The 18276-nt window shown below is 40.8% G+C and carries 18 protein-coding genes and 1 other annotated feature; of the genes, 14 read left to right on the forward strand and 4 right to left on the reverse strand.

Annotation, left to right across the window (positions count from 1 at the left end):
• Nucleotides 1-321 precede the first annotated feature (321 nt).
• Nucleotides 322-563: a binding site (T-box leader), on the forward strand.
• Nucleotides 564-615: 52 nt separating this feature from the next.
• The gene (gene ileS / locus MMB68_RS19885; protein WP_221813264.1) at nucleotides 616-3714 is read left to right on the forward strand and encodes an isoleucine--tRNA ligase; all 3099 of its coding nucleotides are present in this window, start codon (nucleotides 616-618) and stop codon (nucleotides 3712-3714) included.
• 43 nt (nucleotides 3715-3757) lie between these two features.
• On the opposite strand, the gene MMB68_RS19890 is transcribed toward ileS, so the two are convergent.
• Nucleotides 3758-4261, reverse strand: a complete 504-nt coding sequence (locus tag MMB68_RS19890) for an immunoglobulin-like domain-containing protein (protein WP_221813266.1) — start codon at nucleotides 4259-4261, stop codon at nucleotides 3758-3760.
• Between the two features lie 106 nt (nucleotides 4262-4367).
• Between MMB68_RS19890 and MMB68_RS19895 the strand changes: the two genes are divergently transcribed.
• From MMB68_RS19895 to MMB68_RS19905, 3 genes are all read left to right on the forward strand, one after another.
• Nucleotides 4368-5075 carry a Type 1 glutamine amidotransferase-like domain-containing protein gene (locus tag MMB68_RS19895; protein WP_221813268.1) on the forward strand — a complete coding sequence of 236 codons (708 nt, stop codon included), beginning with the start codon at nucleotides 4368-4370 and terminating at the stop codon, nucleotides 5073-5075.
• An 84-nt stretch (nucleotides 5076-5159) separates the two neighbouring features.
• Nucleotides 5160-5744, forward strand: coding sequence for a hypothetical protein (locus tag MMB68_RS19900; protein WP_221813270.1), 585 nt, complete (start codon nucleotides 5160-5162; stop codon nucleotides 5742-5744).
• 55 nt (nucleotides 5745-5799) lie between these two features.
• Nucleotides 5800-6036 carry a hypothetical protein gene (locus tag MMB68_RS19905; protein WP_264407703.1) on the forward strand — a complete coding sequence of 79 codons (237 nt, stop codon included), beginning with the start codon at nucleotides 5800-5802 and terminating at the stop codon, nucleotides 6034-6036.
• A 54-nt stretch (nucleotides 6037-6090) separates the two neighbouring features.
• Here the strand turns inward: MMB68_RS19905 and MMB68_RS19910 are convergent, their stop codons facing one another.
• Nucleotides 6091-6756, reverse strand: coding sequence for a cupin domain-containing protein (locus MMB68_RS19910; RefSeq protein WP_221813272.1), 666 nt, complete (start codon nucleotides 6754-6756; stop codon nucleotides 6091-6093).
• Between the two features lie 230 nt (nucleotides 6757-6986).
• Between MMB68_RS19910 and MMB68_RS19915 the strand changes: the two genes are divergently transcribed.
• The 5 genes from MMB68_RS19915 to MMB68_RS19935 all read left to right on the forward strand — a co-directional run bounded on the left by MMB68_RS19915 (nucleotide 6987) and on the right by MMB68_RS19935 (nucleotide 11809).
• On the forward strand, nucleotides 6987-7817 hold the full coding sequence (locus tag MMB68_RS19915; RefSeq protein ID WP_221813273.1) for a glycosyl transferase family 2: 831 nt from the start codon (nucleotides 6987-6989) through the stop codon (nucleotides 7815-7817).
• 139 nt (nucleotides 7818-7956) lie between these two features.
• On the forward strand, nucleotides 7957-8841 hold the full coding sequence (locus MMB68_RS19920) for a superoxide dismutase (protein WP_016764472.1): 885 nt from the start codon (nucleotides 7957-7959) through the stop codon (nucleotides 8839-8841).
• 168 nt (nucleotides 8842-9009) lie between these two features.
• Nucleotides 9010-9144 carry a hypothetical protein gene (locus tag MMB68_RS19925; RefSeq protein ID WP_260507837.1) on the forward strand — a complete coding sequence of 45 codons (135 nt, stop codon included), beginning with the start codon at nucleotides 9010-9012 and terminating at the stop codon, nucleotides 9142-9144.
• A 340-nt stretch (nucleotides 9145-9484) separates the two neighbouring features.
• Nucleotides 9485-10042 (forward strand): 3D domain-containing protein, encoded by a 558-nt coding sequence (locus tag MMB68_RS19930; RefSeq protein WP_013057420.1) that lies wholly within the window; start codon nucleotides 9485-9487, stop codon nucleotides 10040-10042.
• 279 nt (nucleotides 10043-10321) lie between these two features.
• Nucleotides 10322-11809, forward strand: a complete 1488-nt coding sequence (locus MMB68_RS19935) for a DHA2 family efflux MFS transporter permease subunit (RefSeq protein WP_221784950.1) — start codon at nucleotides 10322-10324, stop codon at nucleotides 11807-11809.
• A gap of 35 nt (nucleotides 11810-11844) precedes the next feature.
• Here MMB68_RS19935 and MMB68_RS19940 read toward each other — a convergent pair whose 3' ends face one another.
• A complete protein-coding gene (locus tag MMB68_RS19940) occupies nucleotides 11845-12525 on the reverse strand; it encodes a DUF421 domain-containing protein (protein WP_028408225.1) in 681 nt (226 codons plus the stop codon).
• Between the two features lie 158 nt (nucleotides 12526-12683).
• Between MMB68_RS19940 and MMB68_RS19945 the strand changes: the two genes are divergently transcribed.
• The 4 genes from MMB68_RS19945 (at nucleotide 12684) to MMB68_RS19960 (ending at nucleotide 16932) form a co-directional block, all read left to right on the forward strand.
• Nucleotides 12684-13328 (forward strand): LytTR family DNA-binding domain-containing protein, encoded by a 645-nt coding sequence (locus tag MMB68_RS19945; protein WP_221784951.1) that lies wholly within the window; start codon nucleotides 12684-12686, stop codon nucleotides 13326-13328.
• A gap of 132 nt (nucleotides 13329-13460) precedes the next feature.
• Nucleotides 13461-14975, forward strand: a complete 1515-nt coding sequence (locus tag MMB68_RS19950; protein ID WP_277447722.1) for an acetyl-CoA hydrolase/transferase family protein — start codon at nucleotides 13461-13463, stop codon at nucleotides 14973-14975.
• 119 nt (nucleotides 14976-15094) lie between these two features.
• Nucleotides 15095-16057 carry a quinone oxidoreductase family protein gene (locus tag MMB68_RS19955; RefSeq protein ID WP_264407695.1) on the forward strand — a complete coding sequence of 321 codons (963 nt, stop codon included), beginning with the start codon at nucleotides 15095-15097 and terminating at the stop codon, nucleotides 16055-16057.
• A 104-nt stretch (nucleotides 16058-16161) separates the two neighbouring features.
• Nucleotides 16162-16932, forward strand: a complete 771-nt coding sequence (locus tag MMB68_RS19960; protein WP_221784954.1) for an SDR family oxidoreductase — start codon at nucleotides 16162-16164, stop codon at nucleotides 16930-16932.
• A gap of 22 nt (nucleotides 16933-16954) precedes the next feature.
• Here MMB68_RS19960 and MMB68_RS19965 read toward each other — a convergent pair whose 3' ends face one another.
• Nucleotides 16955-17737 (reverse strand): SDR family oxidoreductase, encoded by a 783-nt coding sequence (locus MMB68_RS19965; protein WP_025751605.1) that lies wholly within the window; start codon nucleotides 17735-17737, stop codon nucleotides 16955-16957.
• A gap of 307 nt (nucleotides 17738-18044) precedes the next feature.
• On the opposite strand from MMB68_RS19965, the gene MMB68_RS19970 reads away from it, so the two are divergent.
• Nucleotides 18045-18242 (forward strand): hypothetical protein, encoded by a 198-nt coding sequence (locus MMB68_RS19970; protein WP_013057412.1) that lies wholly within the window; start codon nucleotides 18045-18047, stop codon nucleotides 18240-18242.
• Nucleotides 18243-18276 lie beyond the last annotated feature (34 nt).

The raw sequence follows: 18276 nt of genomic DNA on the forward strand, positions 1-18276 counted from the left end.
CTTTATATGAATATTGCTTATTGATGTAGAAATCTACAGCTTTTAACTTTGTTTCAAGTGTGTGTTTTGACATGAAAAACTGCACCTCCAATTATTAGTTTTTGTCTAACAATTGGGGTGCAGTTCAAAATGAGGTGGTTTTTTGTGTATATTTCCTTTTCTTTTCCTGAGAGCGTGAAAAAGGCAGAAAATATTGTAGCAAACAGCAGTAAGCGGTTATTTTATCATTGGACGACTATAGTATAAGGAGAAACATACATAAATATCATAAACATTGACATTCCCTCCCAAACCGCATACAATAGCTACTAATAAAAGCACACAAATTCGTTGAAGAGAATCAGTACGCTGCAAGTTTGTTCCACAGAGAGCTGGTGATAGCTGAAAGCCGGCGTTCAAGCTGCAGGGGAATATCCTCTCTGAGAAGTCAAACTGAACGATAAGTAAGTTTGAACGGTAGTCTACCGTTAAAAAGAACGCGTATGATTGTACGTTGCTGAGTGCTATTGATGAACGGATCAATAGAAGCCAGGGTGGTACCGCGGTTAAAACCCGTCCCTAGTCATAGGGACGGGTTTCTTTGTGTGCTTTTAACTTTAAAAGGAGTGGTATCACATGAAAGAAGTGAATGTAAGGGAGTCTTCGCAAGAGCGCGAACAGCGTATCCAGCAGCAGTGGCAAAAGGGAAATGTGTTTCAGCAGTCGGTTCAAAACCGAGAAGGGCATCCTTCGTTTGTATTTTATGAAGGGCCTCCGACAGCAAACGGTTTGCCTCACGTGGGGCACGCGCTAGGCCGGACGATTAAAGACGTGGTGGCTCGTTATAAAACGATGACGGGGCATCAAGTGATTCGAAAAGCAGGCTGGGATACGCACGGACTGCCGGTTGAGCTCGGTGTTGAAAAGCAGCTCGGGATATCGGGGAAGCATGATATTGAAAAATACGGCGTAGAAGCTTTTATCAACAAGTGTAAGGAAAGTGTGTTTGTGTATGAAAAGCAGTGGCGCACGTTCACGGAGCAGCTTGGCTATTGGGTTGATATGGAAGATCCTTACATCACCTTGGAGAATTCATACATTGAAAGCGTATGGAACGTGCTTGGCACGATTCATGAAAAAGGACTTCTTTATAAAGGCCACCGCGTTTCACCTTACTGCCCGAGCTGTCAAACGTCGCTGAGTTCGCATGAAGTAGCGCAAGGATATAAAGATGTAAAAGATTTAACGGTAACGGTGAAATTTAAAGTGAAAAACCGCGATAATGAGTATTTTCTAGGCTGGACGACAACGCCTTGGACGCTTCCGTCAAACGTGGCGCTTGCCGTGCATGAAGAGATGAACTACGTTCGCGCTGAGCAAGGCGACAGCGTCTATATAGTGGCAGAAGCACTCGCAGACAAGGTGTTAAAAGGAGAGTATACGGTTTTATCTCATCATAAAGGAAATGAGTTAAAAGGGATGTCATATGAGCCGCCGTTTGATTTTGTGAAAGTGGAAAAAGGGCACGAAGTCGTAACAGCTGATTATGTAACGGATCAAAGCGGAACAGGAGTTGTTCATTTAGCACCTGCTTACGGCGAAGATGATTACAGAGTAGTAAAAGAAAACGGCTTTTCATTTGTGAACGTGGTGGATGAAAAAGGGCAGTATACGGCTGAAGTGCCGCCTTTTCAAGGACGTTTCGTGAAAGACTGCGACGTTGATATCGTTCGTTATTTAGCAAATGAAGGCGTGCTGTATCATAAAGAAAAGCATGAGCACAGCTATCCGTTTTGCTGGCGATGCGACTCGCCGCTTCTTTATTACGCAAATGAAAGCTGGTTTATCCAAACGACGGCGTTGAAGGAACAGTTTTTGAAAAACAATGAAAGCGTGACGTGGTACCCGGATCATATCAAGCACGGTCGCTTTGGTAACTTTTTAGAAAATATGGTGGACTGGAACATCAGCAGAAAGCGCTACTGGGGAACGCCGCTGAACGTATGGGAATGCGGAGCATGTCAGCATCAAGTAGCGCCAAAAAGCATCAAGGAGCTTCAGAAACATGCGTCACATTCTGTGAATGACAGCATTGAACTTCATAAGCCCTATGTAGATGATGTAAAGCTAACGTGTCCGGTCTGCAGCGGAGAAATGAAGCGAACGCCGGAAGTGATTGACGTTTGGTTTGACAGCGGCTCGATGCCGTTTGCGCAGTATCACTATCCGTTTGAAAACAACGAGCTGTTTCAAAAGCAGTTTCCAGCAGACGTTATCGCAGAAGGAATTGATCAAACGCGCGGCTGGTTTTACAGCCTGATGGCAGTTTCAACGCTGTTTACAGGAAAAGCACCGTATAAGCGCGTTTTGTCTCTTGGTCACGTCTTAGATGAAAACGGTCAAAAGATGTCTAAAAGTAAAGGAAATGCGCTGGACCCTGTTGATCTTATTCATACATTTGGTGCCGATGCGCTTAGATGGGCGCTTTTAGCAGACAGTGCCCCGTGGAATCCGAAGAAATTTTCAGAGCGCGTCGTGCAAGAAGCGAAGTCAAAAGTCATTGATACACTTGTGAACGTGTACGGCTTTTACGTGCTGTACGCTAAGCTTGACGGCTATGACCCGAAGCAAACGTATGAATCGAAAAAAACAAAATTGGATGAGTGGATTCTTTCACGTTTGCATAGTACGGTTAAGCGAGCAACAGCACATCTTGAAGATTACGGGTTTACAAGCGCCGCTCGTGAAATCGCGGCATTTATTGAAGAGCTAAGCAACTGGTATGTACGACGTTCCCGCGATCGCTTTTGGTCAGAAGGGATGGACGGAGAAAAAGCAGCGGCTTACGATACGCTTCATGAAGTGTTAGTCACGCTTAGTCAGCTGTTAGCGCCGTTTACGCCGTTTGTTGCGGATGACGTTCATGAAAATCTGACAGGGAAAAGCGTCCATTTAGTAGACTATCCTGTGTATGATCAAACCAAAGTGAATGAAAAGCTGGAAAAAGAAATGGCAGCGGTACTGCAAGTAGTTGAACTAGGCCGAAGCATCCGAAATACGCATTCGTTAAAAGTAAAGCAGCCTCTGCAAAGTCTTTCGCTTGTGGTAACGGAAGAAGATGTAGAGTGGGAAGCGTACCATGATGTCATCAAAGATGAGCTTAATGTGAAGAACTTTAACGTGGAGCAAGACGACGACAAACTTGTTTCTTATGTATTAAAACTTGATTTTAAACAGGCGGGACCGAAGTTTGGAAAACAAGTAAATGAGGTCAATCAAGCATTAAAGAACCTTTCAGAAGAGCAAGGAAAAGAGTTTGTTGAAAAAGGCAAGATAGGTGTTACACTTGCTTCAGGAGAAAACTTAACGCTTGAAACGGCAGACGTACTCGTTGAAAAAGTGCCAAAAGAAGGTTTTGCAGTTGCATCCAACGGCACGTATACTGCGGTGTTGGATACGGCGTTAACCGAAGAACTCGTGCAGGAAGGAGTCGCTCGTGAAGTAATTCGAGCGGTTCAAGACTATCGTAAAAAGCTGGATTTACCTGTGAATTTACGTATTGATTTGGAGCTTAGCGGAGACGAAGAAGTACGGAAAGCTGTCACGAAGTTTGAAACATTGCTTCAAGAAAATCTTCTGCTGCACAGTCTCAGTGTGAAAGAAACTATCAAAAACGGAGAGACGGTAAAAGTCGGAACAAAGCAAGTTACGCTTTGGGTTTTAAATCAGAGCTGATAAAAAGCACTTACCTCATGATGGGTAAGTGCTTTTCTAGCTTTTAATCAAACTGCCCGAGAACATTCTTAAGGCTCGGCCAAACGATTTCAAAAGGAGCAGCTAACACATGCTCTTTTCCGCTTTCATCTTTAAAGTGCTGAACAAAACGGTATTTTCCTACTTTGTAGTTAGGAGTTGCGATATCTAGTTTGAGAGATTTCCCTGGCTTCAGCGTGACAGTTTTATCAGGAAACTCTAATCCTTTTAGCACAACTTCGTACCACTTTCCACCTTTTAAGTGATCCGCCGTATTTTCATAAGGAATTGTTAAGGTATGCGTCGAATTGTTTTGGATAACAAAAAAGCCAAACTGCGTTTTATCGTACTTTTCGCTTACAGCAGATAGCGTAATGGCACCTCCGTCAGTGTTAATGGAAGAAGGAATGTTTTTTTCTTGTTTGGCTCCTAGTTCCATTTTTTGACCGTTATAATCGATATAGCCAAAGATACAAAACAAGATAATAAAAATGCCTAGTATTAGTAAAAGTGTTCGTACTATTTTCAAAAGCTTTGCACCACCTTTTTCACTCTTCCATTATACGGAAAAACTCTTGTTTGAAATAGTGTAAATTTACATTTTCTGTATCACTTTTTTGAAAGGAATGATTGAAATGAGACAAATTATAGCCATGGGCGGCGGAGGCTTTTCAATGGAGCCGGATAACCTGCTGCTGGATCAATACATACTTTCACAAGCTCATACAGATGTGCCAAAAATCTGCTTTATCCCCACAGCCAGCAGAGATGCGGATAACTATATAGAAAGGTTTTATGAAGCGTTTGAGAAGTTGGTATGCGAACCGTCTCATTTATCGCTGTTTTCTCAAAACTTTATAGATTTAAAAGCATATGTGCTGCAGCAAGATATTTTGTATGTAGGCGGCGGTAATACAAGGAATATGCTTTCTTTATGGCAAGAATGGGGACTGGATACGATTTTAAAAGGGGCTTATAAAAAAGGAATTATTTTGGCAGGAATAAGCGCAGGTTCGATTTGCTGGTTTGAAGAAGGCGTCACCGATTCAATGAACAACAAACTGTCTAAAATCGACTGTTTAGGATTTTTAACGGGAAGCAACTGTCCTCACTACGACGGAGAAAGCAATCGAAGACCTTCGTATCATGAGTTAATGGCAAGCGGGGAAATCAAAGCAGGCTATGCTGTAGATGATGGAGTCGCGCTGCATTTTAAAGATGAGAAGCTATCCGCGTTAGTTAGCTCAAGGGCAACAGCAAAAGCGTACGTTGTTAATCGAAAAGCAAGTAAAGTCATTGAGCATGAACTCCCGGTGACCTATTTGGGTGATGACAAGCAATAAATGGCCGCTTCCCATGTTTCTCTGCATAAAATCGAGCTTATTCGTACATACATAAGCAGAGACTCTATATAGGAGGTTACTTCAGTGAGTTATGAACGATACTGGGGAAATATACATGAACAAAGCGATAAGCTGCAGGAGTTATTATCGTCGTATTGGCATCAGTATTCAGATTTTGGAAACTGGCAGTTTTGGGTGGTGGTCGCTTCGCTCGTTCTTCCTCTTGTGTTGTTGTATTTTACGGTAGACCGGACGAGGATCTTTGAGGTGTTTTTCTTCGGTTACACAGTGCATATGCTCTGGGCATATATTGATATTGCACTCGGGAGAAGCGGTCATTTAACGCACACGTTTTTCTTAACGCCGCTGCTTCCGAACGCAACGAATATTACCGCTTCTATTTTGCCGGTAGGCTTTCTGCTGCTTTATCAATATTGTACGAATCACCAAAAGAATTTTTATCTGTATACGATTCTGCTGAGCGCTGTTTTTTCATTTGGACTGGCGCCCCTTGAACACCATTTTAAATTTATTGATTCAGGAAAAGGAATGAGCTTATTTTATATTTTTCTGATCGATATAGGGATAACGCTAGTGGCGTACTGGGTTACAAGGATGCTTGTAAAAGCAAAAGCCGCAGCCTATCGTAAAATGGAAAATGAACGCTGAAAAAATGTTTTAAAATGAGTAGTTAGGGGTATACATACATTTAAGATAAATTGAGGTGAAAAAGTTGTATTACTACCGCATTTCAGAAGGACAAGATGAAACGTACTCTGAGACAATTGTTGTTCATGAAGAACAGTTTGATCAAGGTACATTTGAAAAAATGGTGAAAGAAGCGATGATCGATAAGCCTGGCAAAATTGATCAAGTGGACATTGTGAAGTATTTAATTGGACATTATCATTTCCAAGTTGCATATATTGAAGCCGCCTTTCATAGTACATATACAGACTAATAATGCTATGTATTCAACAAAAAAACCGTTGCGTTGGCAGCGGTTTTTTTGTTTCTACCAGTACCGATAGTGATAGGGGCTTTGAGGGTGGTAGTAGGGATTCTGAGGCGGAGGATACGTATAAGGAGACGTGTGATGGTAGGCTGGGCCAGCTTGTTTTTCCTTTTTATATTGTTCTTTTTCTCCGCATTCGTCCGTTGGTCCAATCACGATGGTTTGATTTTTTAACGGAGCCAGCGTTTTTTTTAGCTGCTCCGGATCTAAGCAGTACGTGTGAGCAAGGACTTCAATAGGCGTATTATTTAAAATGTCCGATCCAAAAATGTATTCCGGGTAAGGGGCGTCAAAAATGGCAAGTAAATGCGTATTGTCTTCAGACGCAACCTCCCAGTGCCACCAGCCTTGAGGGATATTAGCTACTTGACCCGGGGCAATCGGAATATTTGTCACTTCGTTGTTAAACGGATTGATTAATGAAACGACGGCAGAGCCTGAAATACAGTAAACAAGCTCAGCGGCATTTTGATGATAGTGGGGTTCAACCACGCGGCTTTTGCTTAAGTAAATATCGAGTAACGATACGTTTCCAAGAGTATTTAGCACATCTCTTCCTAGCCGGTTAATATAGTTTTCATCATTGCGCGTATTAAGTCTGTTTTTGTTCACATCGGAAAAGTATTGTACGTTTGGATTATTATAATCCATATAGGGCGTTGACAAGGGTCTCCAGCTCCTATCCTTGAATTTTTTATGATGCTGTATCGTATGTGAAGAGTTTTATTTCGTGACAGAAGCCTAGGAGGATATGTAGGTAAGGCCTATTTTTGATAACGTGTACAAACATTTGTCCACTGATTTTCATACACTGTAACAGGTTCTTTTTTACAGAGCCATGATCAATGTCAGACGCATACGACAGATCATTTTAAGGAAAGTGAGTTGCAGAGCTGTTGCTTGATCAATATGAAAAGATAAATAGTACGTATGAAAAGCTGGATGAACTTCAGCTGCCGTTGGATAAGCCCGTTTTAGTAGGAATCGAGTGGAACGGAGTGCTGTTTGAGTTTTTAGTCAGGTTAAAAAAAGAGTCTTCTCATTTGCTTGTGTTTGGCTCAGGAGGAGGGGCAAGTCAGGAAATGCCTGCAGGCCCTCCATATTTTCAGCGCCATTCGTGGATGAATGAATTCCAAGATTCAATTATTTACTATAACGATCCTACGCTTTATTTAGGAAAGGTGTCGCTTGCGTGGGGACAAGGGACAAGCGATCGGTTTTATTTAAAAGACATTGCGGTTTTAATTGAAAAATTTATGAAAAAAGTACAGGTGAGTTCGTCTAATGTGCTATTTTACGGATCATCGGGCGGCGGCTTTATGTCGATGTTTTTAGCGGGGTACGTAAAAGGAGCAAAAGCGCTTGTCAACAATCCGCAGACTTGCTTGACCAAGTGGCTAAAAACACCGGTTCAACAGGTGTTTAATTTATCTTATCCTAACCTCACAGAAGAGGAAGTGATTGCCTCATACGGTGAGCGAATCAACGTAGTGAAGTTTTTTCGCCATATTAACTATGTGCCGAAGGTGTATTACTTGCAAAACGGGGCGTTTGAATACGATATGAACAATCACTTGCTGCCGTTTTTAACGGATTTGCAGGATATGCCAGATGACTGTGAAATCAATAATATAAAAGTCGAGCTCTATTATAATCCAAAGCTGAAGCACGCAGCTGTTAGTAAGCAAGAAACGATTGATTATGTGAATATGGCAAAGAAGATATAAGAAAAAAGGCAAGAGTTTATCCTTTAAGGAGCTCTTGCTTTTTTATGTCGAATTTTCTAACTCAATAGATACAAGTAGGAAGTTATGTTGCTTTTTCTTTTGAATATGATAGTGAAGATGAGGTGTAAGGAGGGAAAGTATGGCCGATCAAGATGAGAGAAAAAGATACTTGATGGAAGTTCAGACCTGGCTTGAACAAGTATGTGATCCTGTATTTGAAGAAGCCATTACAGAAGTAGATATAACGTCATATATAACGCGCACGCAAGAAGACGTTCTTGAATATTTAAGTGAAGAAGATGTCAACGAATATACGTTAGAAGAAATCAATAATGCAGTGCGGCATATTGATAAAGTCTTAAAAGAGCGGCTTGGAGACGATGGCAGGGAGCGAGAATCGATAGCGCCAGGACAGCACGAGCTGCCGCCGCTTGGCTATAGCTATTCAGCTCTTGAACCGTATATTAACCGGGAAATTATGCGTCTTCATCACAGCAAGCATCACCAAAGCTATGTCGATGGATTAAATAAAGCAGAGCTCATGCTGCAGCAAGCCCGTAACACAAACAATTTTGACCTCATAAAACATTGGGAACGGGAAGCTTCTTTTCATGGCTCCGGTCATTACTTACACACAATCTTTTGGGAAATTATGAGTCCAGAAGGAGGAGGGAGGCCGAGACGACAGCTGCTGCAGCAGCTTCAAAAAGACTTTGGCAGCTATGAGAAGTTTATGATGCACTTTTCTCAAGCCGCTAAAAAAGTAGAAGGTGTTGGCTGGGCAATCTTAGTATGGTCGCCCCGTTCGCGCAAGCTTGAAGTCTTGCAGGCTGAGCGCCATCAGCTTCTCACGCAGTGGGATACGATTCCGCTGCTCGTATTAGACGTATGGGAACACGCGTATTATTTACAGTACAAAAATGAACGTGATCCGTACGTGGATAATTGGTGGAAAATCGTTTACTGGCCGAATGTAGAAAAAAGATTTGAAGCAGCCAGAATGCTTCAGTGGCAGCCGTATTAACAAGTATTGCAGGTATCTTAATTTCAAATAAAGAGGATATGAAAAAATTATATTAGTTGAAGAAAGATCCGAACGATGAATTGAGATTCTTGATGGAGAATCTAACTCGTTCGGATTTTTTATTTGTAGGGAAAACGTAGGTTTTACGTATGTAGGTACTTCTAGCAGTTGATTGGAGGGCAAGACGAAGACTCCTGCGGGAATAGCGGAACAGATGAGACCCCGCAGGAGCGTAAGCGACGAGGAGGCTCAGCGCCCGCCCGCGGAAAGCGAAGTCTTGCACGGAAATCAACAGCGGTGTAAAAAGTGATTTATATTAAGCTATTTTAGCTACTTTAACGCATTTATTTATTTTTAAATAAACTATGTTCTAATTAACCAATAAAAAATAAAGTATAAGCCTCTAGAACCAGTTAAATGTTACAAATGAAATAATCCAGTATAAATGTGTGTAAAAGCACCGTTATATGCCTAAATATGTATGTTTTTGAAATGTTAAGGTGATTAATTTACTAGTTTAAAAGGAAGAATATTTATTTTCACTGTAACTAAACTATCAAACTATTGACATGTTACTGAAATATAACTGTAATATTCATGTGTTATTTTTTATGTATTGGTAGATAAAGGGGAAATCAATTACATGAAAAAGACAATGATTACGTTCAGTTTAGTTCTAATGTCACTGTTCGGAGTGGCAAGTGGTGCATCAGCTGCAACAAATACATATACAGTAAAAAGCGGAGATTCGCTATACAAAATTGCAAAGACATATAAAGTATCGGTTAGTCAGCTGAAACAGTGGAATAACTTAAAGTCAGACAGTATTCATCCGAAACAAGTATTAAAAGTATCTCAAGCAAAATCAAGCACGCCTGCTAAAGCAGCGCCTGCGAAGTCTTCAAACGTTGTGAAAGAATTTAAAGTAACAGCAACAGCGTACACAGCGAACTGCAAAGGCTGCAGCGGAAAAACGGCGATTGGAATTGACTTGAAAAAGAATCCAAATCAAAAAGTGATTTCTGTCGATCCAAAAGTGATAAAACTTGGTTCAAAAGTATACGTAGAAGGTTACGGCACGGCAATCGCAGCTGATACAGGCGGTGCGATTAAAGGAAATAAAATTGATGTTCTGCTTCCTTCTCAAAAAGAAGCGTTAAAATGGGGAAGAAAAACAGTAAAAGTTCAAATCTTAAAATAAGTATTTCTTAAGGAAATGAGAGCCTTCGTTGAAGGGCTCTCATTTTTTTCTTCATTAAAGGGTATGCTACTTTATATATACTGATGGAAAAGTTTTACGAAAATGATCATATTTGTTGACAAATATTTCGGAAACGGATATATTTATTCGGTATATAATTAAGTTCATTAAATATTCGTGACATAAATTAATAGAATGAACACATAAAATATATTCTTAACCTGTTTGTCATCTGAAGATTTACATACAGATAATTTTAAAGGGAAAGGTCTTGTTAAAATGAATACACAAACACAACAGTCCGATCAAGCCCGAACTCGGTCTATTTTTGGCGTAATGATAATGGGAGCGCTCGTCGCTTTTTTAAATCAAACGCTGATTAACATTGCGCTTCCGCAAATGATGGATCATTTTCATGTAACGGCGGCTACGGGCAACTGGTTAACAACCATCTTTATGTTAGTAAACGGAATTGTTATTCCAATTACAGCATTTTTAATGAATCGATTTACTACAAGGCAGCTGTATATTACAGCAATGGGGCTGTTTACAGTAGGAACACTGCTTTGCGGTATTGCACCGACATTTTCCATTATTTTAGTGGGACGCGTCGTGCAAGCAGCAGGAGCAGGGATTTTATTTCCGTTAATTACCAACGTTATTTTTACATTATTCCCGCCTGACCGACGCGGCTTTGCGATGGGGATTTTTGGTGTAGCGATGAACTTCGCACCGGCAGTAGGGCCGACGCTTTCTGGTTTAATAGTTGAGCACTACTCATGGCGCGTTTTATTCTTTATGATGTTTCCAATTGCACTTATTAACGTAATTGCGGCTATTATTTTAGTGAAAAACGTGACAGAAACAAGCCGACCTAAGCTAGACGTGCTTGGCGTTATTTTGTCAACAATTGGATTTGGCGGCTTGCTTTATGCGTTCGCTACGGGCGGTACAAAGGGCTGGACCAGCACTGAAGTATTAGCCATGTTCATTGTAGGCGGTATTTCAATTCTGTTCTTTATTTTCCGTCAGTTAAAAATCGATCAGCCACTTCTTGAATTCCGTATTTTCCGTTACCGTATGTTCACTTTAACAACAATCATTAACGTGATTGTGACAATGGCAATGTTTTCAGGTATGATTTTAATGCCGATTTATATGCAAAACGTACGGGGTTTTTCACCGTTTCTTTCAGGTCTGCTGTTACTGCCAGGGGGAATTGTAATGGGGATTATGTCTCCGATTACAGGACGGCTGTTTGATAAGTTCGGCGCAAGATGGCTTGCTGTTATTGGTTTAGCGATTACCGTTGTGACAACATATGAATTAACAAAACTTGAAACGACAACAACATTTATGTATGTGATGATTGTCTATACTGTGCGTATGTTTGGTATGTCACTGCTTATGATGCCAATCTTTACAGCTGGATTAAATGAGCTTGCGCTTAGTCTAAATAAATACGGTACGGCGATGGTTAATACGCTTCGAATGGTTGCCGGAGCTGTAGGAATGGCGTTCTTTGTGTCCATTATGATGAATCAAGGTGAAAAACACGTGAAAAACATCGTAACGAATCAGCAAATTTTGCCGACAGATAAAGGCAGTATGGCTGAAGCCGTGAATCAAGGTACAGCAATGGGTATTAACGATGCGTTTATGATCGCAACGATTTTAAGTGTGATTGCGTTTGTTTTAGCCTTCTTTATTCGTAAAACATCACCAAAAGAAGATACCATTACAAATCGTGTAAAAAAAGCAAGCTAATAAAAAATCCGTGCCTTATATGGTACGGATTTTTTTTATGAGTTAAATTTATCTTTTTTATAGTCAATATAAAGCGATCCGTCCGACTGAACCTCAGCGTAAAAGACGTCATCAATTGAGTTGACTCCCGCTTTTTCTAGCTGCTTATGCAGCCAGTTGTTATCTACGTGTAGGTCCTTCAACGCATCTTCATTCGCTTTTCCGTCGTAAATAACGCCTGTTGAAGTGGGAAATAAAAGCGTTTTTGACCACGAGTTCGGCTTTTTATCTTGTTTTTGCATAACGGAAAGGTTTCCGTTGATTTCTAATATAGCGTACTCGACATCTTTTATGGAAAATACGTTTTGCTGCCTCAGCATGCCTAAAAGAGATTCAATATCTAGCCGGACTTGTTTTAATGCCTTTTCCATTACTTTCCCTTGCTTAATCACAATTTTAGGCTCACCGGTAATAAGATGCCGTGCTTTTTTCGATTTCATTCCAAGATAGCCCATAGCGATCGTTAAAAATGTCCATCCTAGCAGTGAATAAACTCCTTTATCAATCTCTACTCGCTTATCAGTGGAGAGGGAAGAAGCAATATTACCAATCGTAATCGCCGTAATAAACGTAAACACATTTAACTGGCTGATTTCTGTTTTTCCCATGAGCCGCGTTAAAAGAAGCAGCACAAAAAATGAACAGGCGATTCGAAACGTCGATTCAGCATAGCCCATACATTTCACCCTTCCTTCATTTCCTTGTTTTATGTTGTGAAAAAATAGAAATTTTATGCAGTTGAAAAGATAAATTCCATGCTTCTTTCCCACTCGCTTTTGCTTTTGCGCTACAATAAAGAAGCAGCGTGTTTGACTAGACAAAAGAAGGTGAAAAGATGAAACCATTTAAAGCTTCAGCATTATTAGACGTTATCAGCGAATTGTTCTCTGATGAAGCGTCGATTGCCGTGTCAGATCTAGAAATGTACGTGTATTACCGCGCAAGTAAACGAATCAATTTAAAAATCAGCCCTGGAGATCACATTAAAAAAGGAACGATTACATATAAAGCATTAGAGCGAAAGCAAAAAGTATCGGAATTTATTCACCGAGACGTGTTTGGCACGCCTTACTACGGCATGGCCGTGCCTTTCTTAGACGAAGGAGAGGTTCAAGGATGCGTGACGGCGATTTTTCCCGCGTTAACGAGCGGAAAATCAGTTGTGACGTTAAAGGTGAACGAGGGATGGATACCGGTTCCTTTCTCAAAAATTATCTACGTAGAAGCGCGTGACCGAAAAACCTATGTGTACGCACAGAAGTATACGGGTACGCATAAATACACGTTAAATGAATTTGACTATGTGCTTCCAAAAGAAGAGTTTGTGCGCTGTCATCGTTCCTTTATCGTCAATGTGACGCAAATTCAAGAAATTTATCCTGATACACATTCAACTTTTTTACTAGTAATGAGCAGCGGAGAAAAAATTCCGGTCAGTCAGTCGTACGCCAGCTATTTTCGAAAACTCCTTGGGTTTTAACCGTCATTTTGCTTAATTATCATCAAATATGCTGTTTTATCGCTATTTTTGTCCATTTCATTCCAAAAACTCTTGTAGACGCTTGCTTTACAGTAAAATGGTAAAAAAGAGCAAAAACAAGGAGTGAACAGAATGGAGAACGTTTGCAGTCGAATTAAACATGAAGCACTACAGAATCGCGTTGTCTCTGCTGAAGAAGCAGCGTCTTGGATTCAAGATGGAATGACTCTTGGTCTAAGCGGTTTTACACGCGCGGGGGATGTCAAAGCTGTACCGTTTGCGCTAGCGAAACGAGCGGAAACAGAACCGATAAAAGTAAGCGTGTATACCGGTGCTTCACTTGGGTCAGATGTGGATAAGCTATTTGCAGAAAAAGGCATGTTAAATAAACGCCTGCCGTTTCAAGCGGACCCGACGATGCGTAAAAAAATTAATGAAGGTGAATTTCAGTTTATTGACCAGCATTTATCGCATACTTCTGAATGGGTGCGTTCAGGCGTGTTAGATTCAATAGATTTCGCTATTTTGGAAGCGGTTTCTATCACGGATGACGGAATGATGATTCCAACAACGTCCATTGGCAATTCGATGGTGTTTGCCGAGCATGCAAAATCGATTATTATTGAAATTAACACAGCGCAGCCAGAGCTGTTAGAAGGCATTCACGATTTGTATGATCCAGGCGCTCAAGGACAGCGGGATGCAATTCCTTTGAAAAAATCTGATGACCGGATTGGTTCGTTAGGCATACCAATTGATTTAGATAAAGTAAAAGGTATTGTGTTTACAAATCAGCTAGATTCACCGTCTACGATTGTAGCACCTGACGAAGAAACGGTTGTAATGGCTCAAAATTTGATTTCATTTTTACGCCAAGAAATTAAAGAAGGACGATTAACTGAATCGCTTGCTCCTTTACAATCTGGAATTGGATCTGTGGCAAATGCCGTTTTCCACGGTTTGTTAGATTCGGAGTTTCATGATTTAGAAGTATATTCCGAAGTATTGCAGGACGCCGTGTTTGATTTATTTGACGCAGGAAAAGTTACGTTTGCTTCCTGCTGCTCGATTACGCTTTCAGCGGATAAAATGGAACAAGTTTTCTCTAATTTTGAAACCTATCGAGATAAACTCATTCTTCGTCCGCAGGAAATTTCAAACCATCCCGAAATCATTCGTCGTTTAGGGCTGATTTCAATTAATACCGCGCTAGAACTAGATATTTACGGAAACGTTAATTCAACGCATGTGATGGGAACAAAAATGATGAACGGAATCGGAGGTTCAGGGGATTTTGCCCGAAACGCGCGCCTTGGTATTTTTGTAACAAAATCCATCGCTAAAAACGGTGATATTTCAAGCGTAGTGCCGTTTGTTTCACACGTTGATCATACGGAACACGATGTGGATGTAATTGTAACAGAGCAAGGATATGCAGACTTACGCGGACTTGCTCCAAGAGAACGGGCAAAGCGCATTATTGAAAATTGTGCACATCCAATGTACCGCGACCAGCTTATGGCGTATTACGAAGAAGCGCTCACGCGAGGCGGCCAAACACCGCACGTTCTTGAAAAAGCCTTTTCTTTTCATACGTCTTATCAAAAAAATGGAACGATGAGAGAAACCGTAGCACAAACAAATTAAAAAAACGCTTTGTCTCATGAGGAGACAAGGCGTTTTTCCACTGAGTAAGAAACTTGTGTTTGTTATCTCGTTGAATTACGATGAAAGGGAATACATAAAGAAAACGAGGTAACTTATCTATGAAAGCATTAGTATTTGAAAGATTTGGAGGACCTGACGTTCTTCACTATCAAGATATACCGAACCCCTCTATTGGACCAACAGATGTACTAGTAAGAACAAAAGCAATTGGACTTAATTTTGCCGATGTGTACCGAAGAAAAGGGAACTATCACTTAACGGGTACACCTCCGTATATTTTAGGATATGAAGGAGCAGGTGTGGTAGAAGAAGTAGGAGCAGAAGTAAGTCACGTTAACGTAGGAGACCGCATTGCTTTTGCTGACGTTCCTTTTGCAAATGCAGAGCTTGTTGCCGTGCTACAAGATAAAATAATTGCTGTACCTGACGATATTTCGTTTGATGCAGCTGCTTCTGTGCTTTTGCAAGGGTTAACGGCTCACTATTTAACACAAGACAGCTACAGCATTCAGCCCGGCGATTATGTACTTGTTCACGCAGCTGCTGGAGGCGTAGGTCAGCTTTTAGTTCAAATTGCCAAGCTATTAGGCGGACAAGTCATTGGCTTAACGTCATCTTCTGAAAAAGCAAAAGCAGCGGCTCAAGCAGGCGCTGACTATGTCTTTTTATACGAAGATAACTGGGTGGAACAAGTGAAAGAAGTAACGAAGCGAGGCGCAGATGTTGCCTACGAATCTGTAGGAGTTACGCTAGAAAAAAGCTTTGAAGCCGTAAAAACAGGGGGAACCGTGGTATTTTACGGAATGGCAGGAGGCGATCCGGCCCCGGTCGACCCGCGTATGCTGATGGACACCTCTAAAACGCTTACAGGCGGAGACTTATGGAACGTGCTTGTGTCATATGAAGAACGTAAAGTACGTTCACAGCAGCTGTTTGAGTGGATCAGTAAAGGTCAGCTTGTGCTAACCGATCCCGTGGTGTTTGATTTAAAAGACGGAGCAAAAGCACATGAGCTGCTTGAAAGCCGGAAAAGTACAGGGAAAATTTTGTTAAGACCGTAAAAGAAAGGCCCTTTAGTGAAGGGCTTTTTTCTGTTAGTAAAGGAGAAACTAAGGAGCTGTCTAATATATATAGTAGATAAGTAGAGTGAAAGAGGTGAAGGTAGATGAAACATGCATTGATTACAGCGGGTCATAAAGGTATTGGCAAGAAGGTAACAGAACAGTTTTTAAAAAAGCAGTATTCCGTTACCGTCCATTTTCGCAGTGATAAAAATAAAGTGCGAGAACTGCAGGAAGAATGGCATCAATATAGTGATAACGTACAGTTTTTAGAAGGAGATATAACAAACAAAGCAGATATTGAACACGTCGTTGCGCAGGCTATGGAGCGATTTGGACGTATTGATGTTTTAATTAATAATGCAGGTCCGTATGTATTTGAAAGAAAAAAATTAATAGAGTACACAGACAGTGAATGGTATGAAATGCTGGAAGGGAATTTAAGCTCCGTTTTTCACTTTGTAAAAGCGGTTGTTCCTATTATGAAAAAGCAGCAGTTTGGACGGATTATTACATACGGTTTTCAAGATGTAGAGCACACCCCTGGATGGATGTACCGCGCGGCTTTTAGTGCCGCTAAGTCAGGGCTAGCTTCTCTGACCAAATCGCTTGCTCTAGAAGTAGCCGAATACGGGATTACGGCCAATATGGTCTGTCCCGGAGATATTGTAGGGGACATGAAAGAAAGTGATATTATAAAAGCAAGATTACTAGAAGACAAGGAAACGCCTGTGGGCCGATCAGGTACGGGAGAAGACATTGCGCGTATTATTGAGTTTCTTTGCGATGAAAACTCAGATATGATTACAGGCAGCATTATATCCGCTTCGGGTGGAGTAGATGTTGTTCATAAAAGTAAAAAAACAAGCCCCTGACGTTGGTGCAGGGGCTTGTACGTTACAGCAGCGATTCTCCGCCGTCAATAAACATTTCACTTCCGGTAATATGTTTGGACGCGTCAGAAGCTAAAAAGAAAATTAAGTCTGCTACTTCTTCGGGCTTAGCCGAGCGTTTAGCAAGCGGCTGATTGCCATTTGGATATTCAATTGGAATCGCCACTTCTTTTAATTTGTCTTCTTGACGGAATGTATTGCTTTCAATATTTGTATCAACTGCTCCCGGACAAATGACGTTTACCCGTATTCCGTATGTAGAAAGTTCAAGAGCTGCCATTTTGCCGAAAGCCATTTGGCCAGCCTTTGAGGAACTGTATGCGCTCATGCCGATATTTGAAAATGTACGGTTGCCGTTAATCGAGCTAGTAATAATAATGCTTCCTCCCTGAGCTTTCAAATAAGGAATAGAATGCTTCACAGTTAAAAAAGTACTTGTTAAATTTGTATCAATCGTTTTTGTCCAATCTTCTGGTGATAGTTCTTCAATAGAAGAGAACGTACCGTTGATGCCTGCGTTAATAGAAACAATATGTAATTGACTCCATAAGCTGCTAATCGTTTCGATACTCTCTTTTATACTTTCAGAGTCAGAGACGTCTGTTTTAATGGCTATACACTCTCCGCCGCTCGACATGATGGTCTCTTTTACTTCTTGTAATTTTTCTTCGTCTAAATCTAAAAGAGCCACGCGCGCTCCTTGTTCAGCTAATGTAATGGCTGAAGCGCGTCCAATTCCAGACGCCGCTCCCGTCACGAGCGCAACTTTTCCAGTTAATGCAATCATTTGGAACCCCTCCATATAAAAATGTTGTTTCCTTTCTTTAACCTATACGGAGGAAATAAAAACCTCTTTTAAAATATTTGTATTTAAATTTGCTAAAAGATGCCAAAAGGAAAAGAGAAAACAGCGGCGAATTATTAATATGACGCCAGAACATGAAAAAGCTAATGTCAAATGGGCTTACTTGAGTAGCTAAAGATATACCCTGTCTTTTCAGAAGAATGTTTATATAAAATTTTACATCAGAGGGACTTGCAAATCGTTCCTTGAAAGCTTACACTAGTAAAGCACAGAAAAAGGACGGTGTTTTATGAAGAAGAAAAATAATGTGATTCCATTCCCGCAAAGAAGGGAAGCGGCTGCTTATGTTCCCGCTTCTATTAGCTTAGATAAGGATATTGTGGAATTTTTAGAAATTATGAATTTTGAAGATCGCAATGATTTTTTAAACGAAATGATTGATTCATTTTTTAAATATGTAAAAGGTGAAGAAGACGAAGTAAGATAAAAGGTAACGTAAAGACATCCAAAGAGATGTTTTT

The sequence above is a fragment of the Priestia sp. Y58 genome (assembly GCF_029522095.1).
GTDB classification, from domain to species: Bacteria; Bacillota; Bacilli; order Bacillales; family Bacillaceae_H; genus Priestia; species Priestia megaterium_E.

Bases quoted from the DNA above. Each gene is read 5' to 3' on its own strand.
- MMB68_RS19920 (WP_016764472.1), top strand. From the start codon at position 7,957: ATGGCCGATCAAGATGAGAGAAAAAGATACTTGATGGAAGTTCAGACC.
- MMB68_RS19930 (WP_013057420.1), top strand. From the start codon at position 9,485: ATGAAAAAGACAATGATTACGTTCAGTTTAGTTCTAATGTCACTGTTC.
- MMB68_RS19945 (WP_221784951.1), top strand. From the start codon at position 12,684: ATGAAACCATTTAAAGCTTCAGCATTATTAGACGTTATCAGCGAATTG.
- ileS (WP_221813264.1), top strand. From the start codon at position 616: ATGAAAGAAGTGAATGTAAGGGAGTCTTCGCAAGAGCGCGAACAGCGT.
- MMB68_RS19940 (WP_028408225.1), bottom strand. From the start codon at position 12,525: ATGGGCTATGCTGAATCGACGTTTCGAATCGCCTGTTCATTTTTTGTG.
- MMB68_RS19960 (WP_221784954.1), top strand. From the start codon at position 16,162: ATGAAACATGCATTGATTACAGCGGGTCATAAAGGTATTGGCAAGAAG.
- MMB68_RS19965 (WP_025751605.1), bottom strand. From the start codon at position 17,737: ATGATTGCATTAACTGGAAAAGTTGCGCTCGTGACGGGAGCGGCGTCT.
- MMB68_RS19895 (WP_221813268.1), top strand. From the start codon at position 4,368: ATGAGACAAATTATAGCCATGGGCGGCGGAGGCTTTTCAATGGAGCCG.
- MMB68_RS19950 (WP_277447722.1), top strand. From the start codon at position 13,461: ATGGAGAACGTTTGCAGTCGAATTAAACATGAAGCACTACAGAATCGC.
- MMB68_RS19970 (WP_013057412.1), top strand. From the start codon at position 18,045: ATGAAGAAGAAAAATAATGTGATTCCATTCCCGCAAAGAAGGGAAGCG.
- MMB68_RS19935 (WP_221784950.1), top strand. From the start codon at position 10,322: ATGAATACACAAACACAACAGTCCGATCAAGCCCGAACTCGGTCTATT.
- MMB68_RS19955 (WP_264407695.1), top strand. From the start codon at position 15,095: ATGAAAGCATTAGTATTTGAAAGATTTGGAGGACCTGACGTTCTTCAC.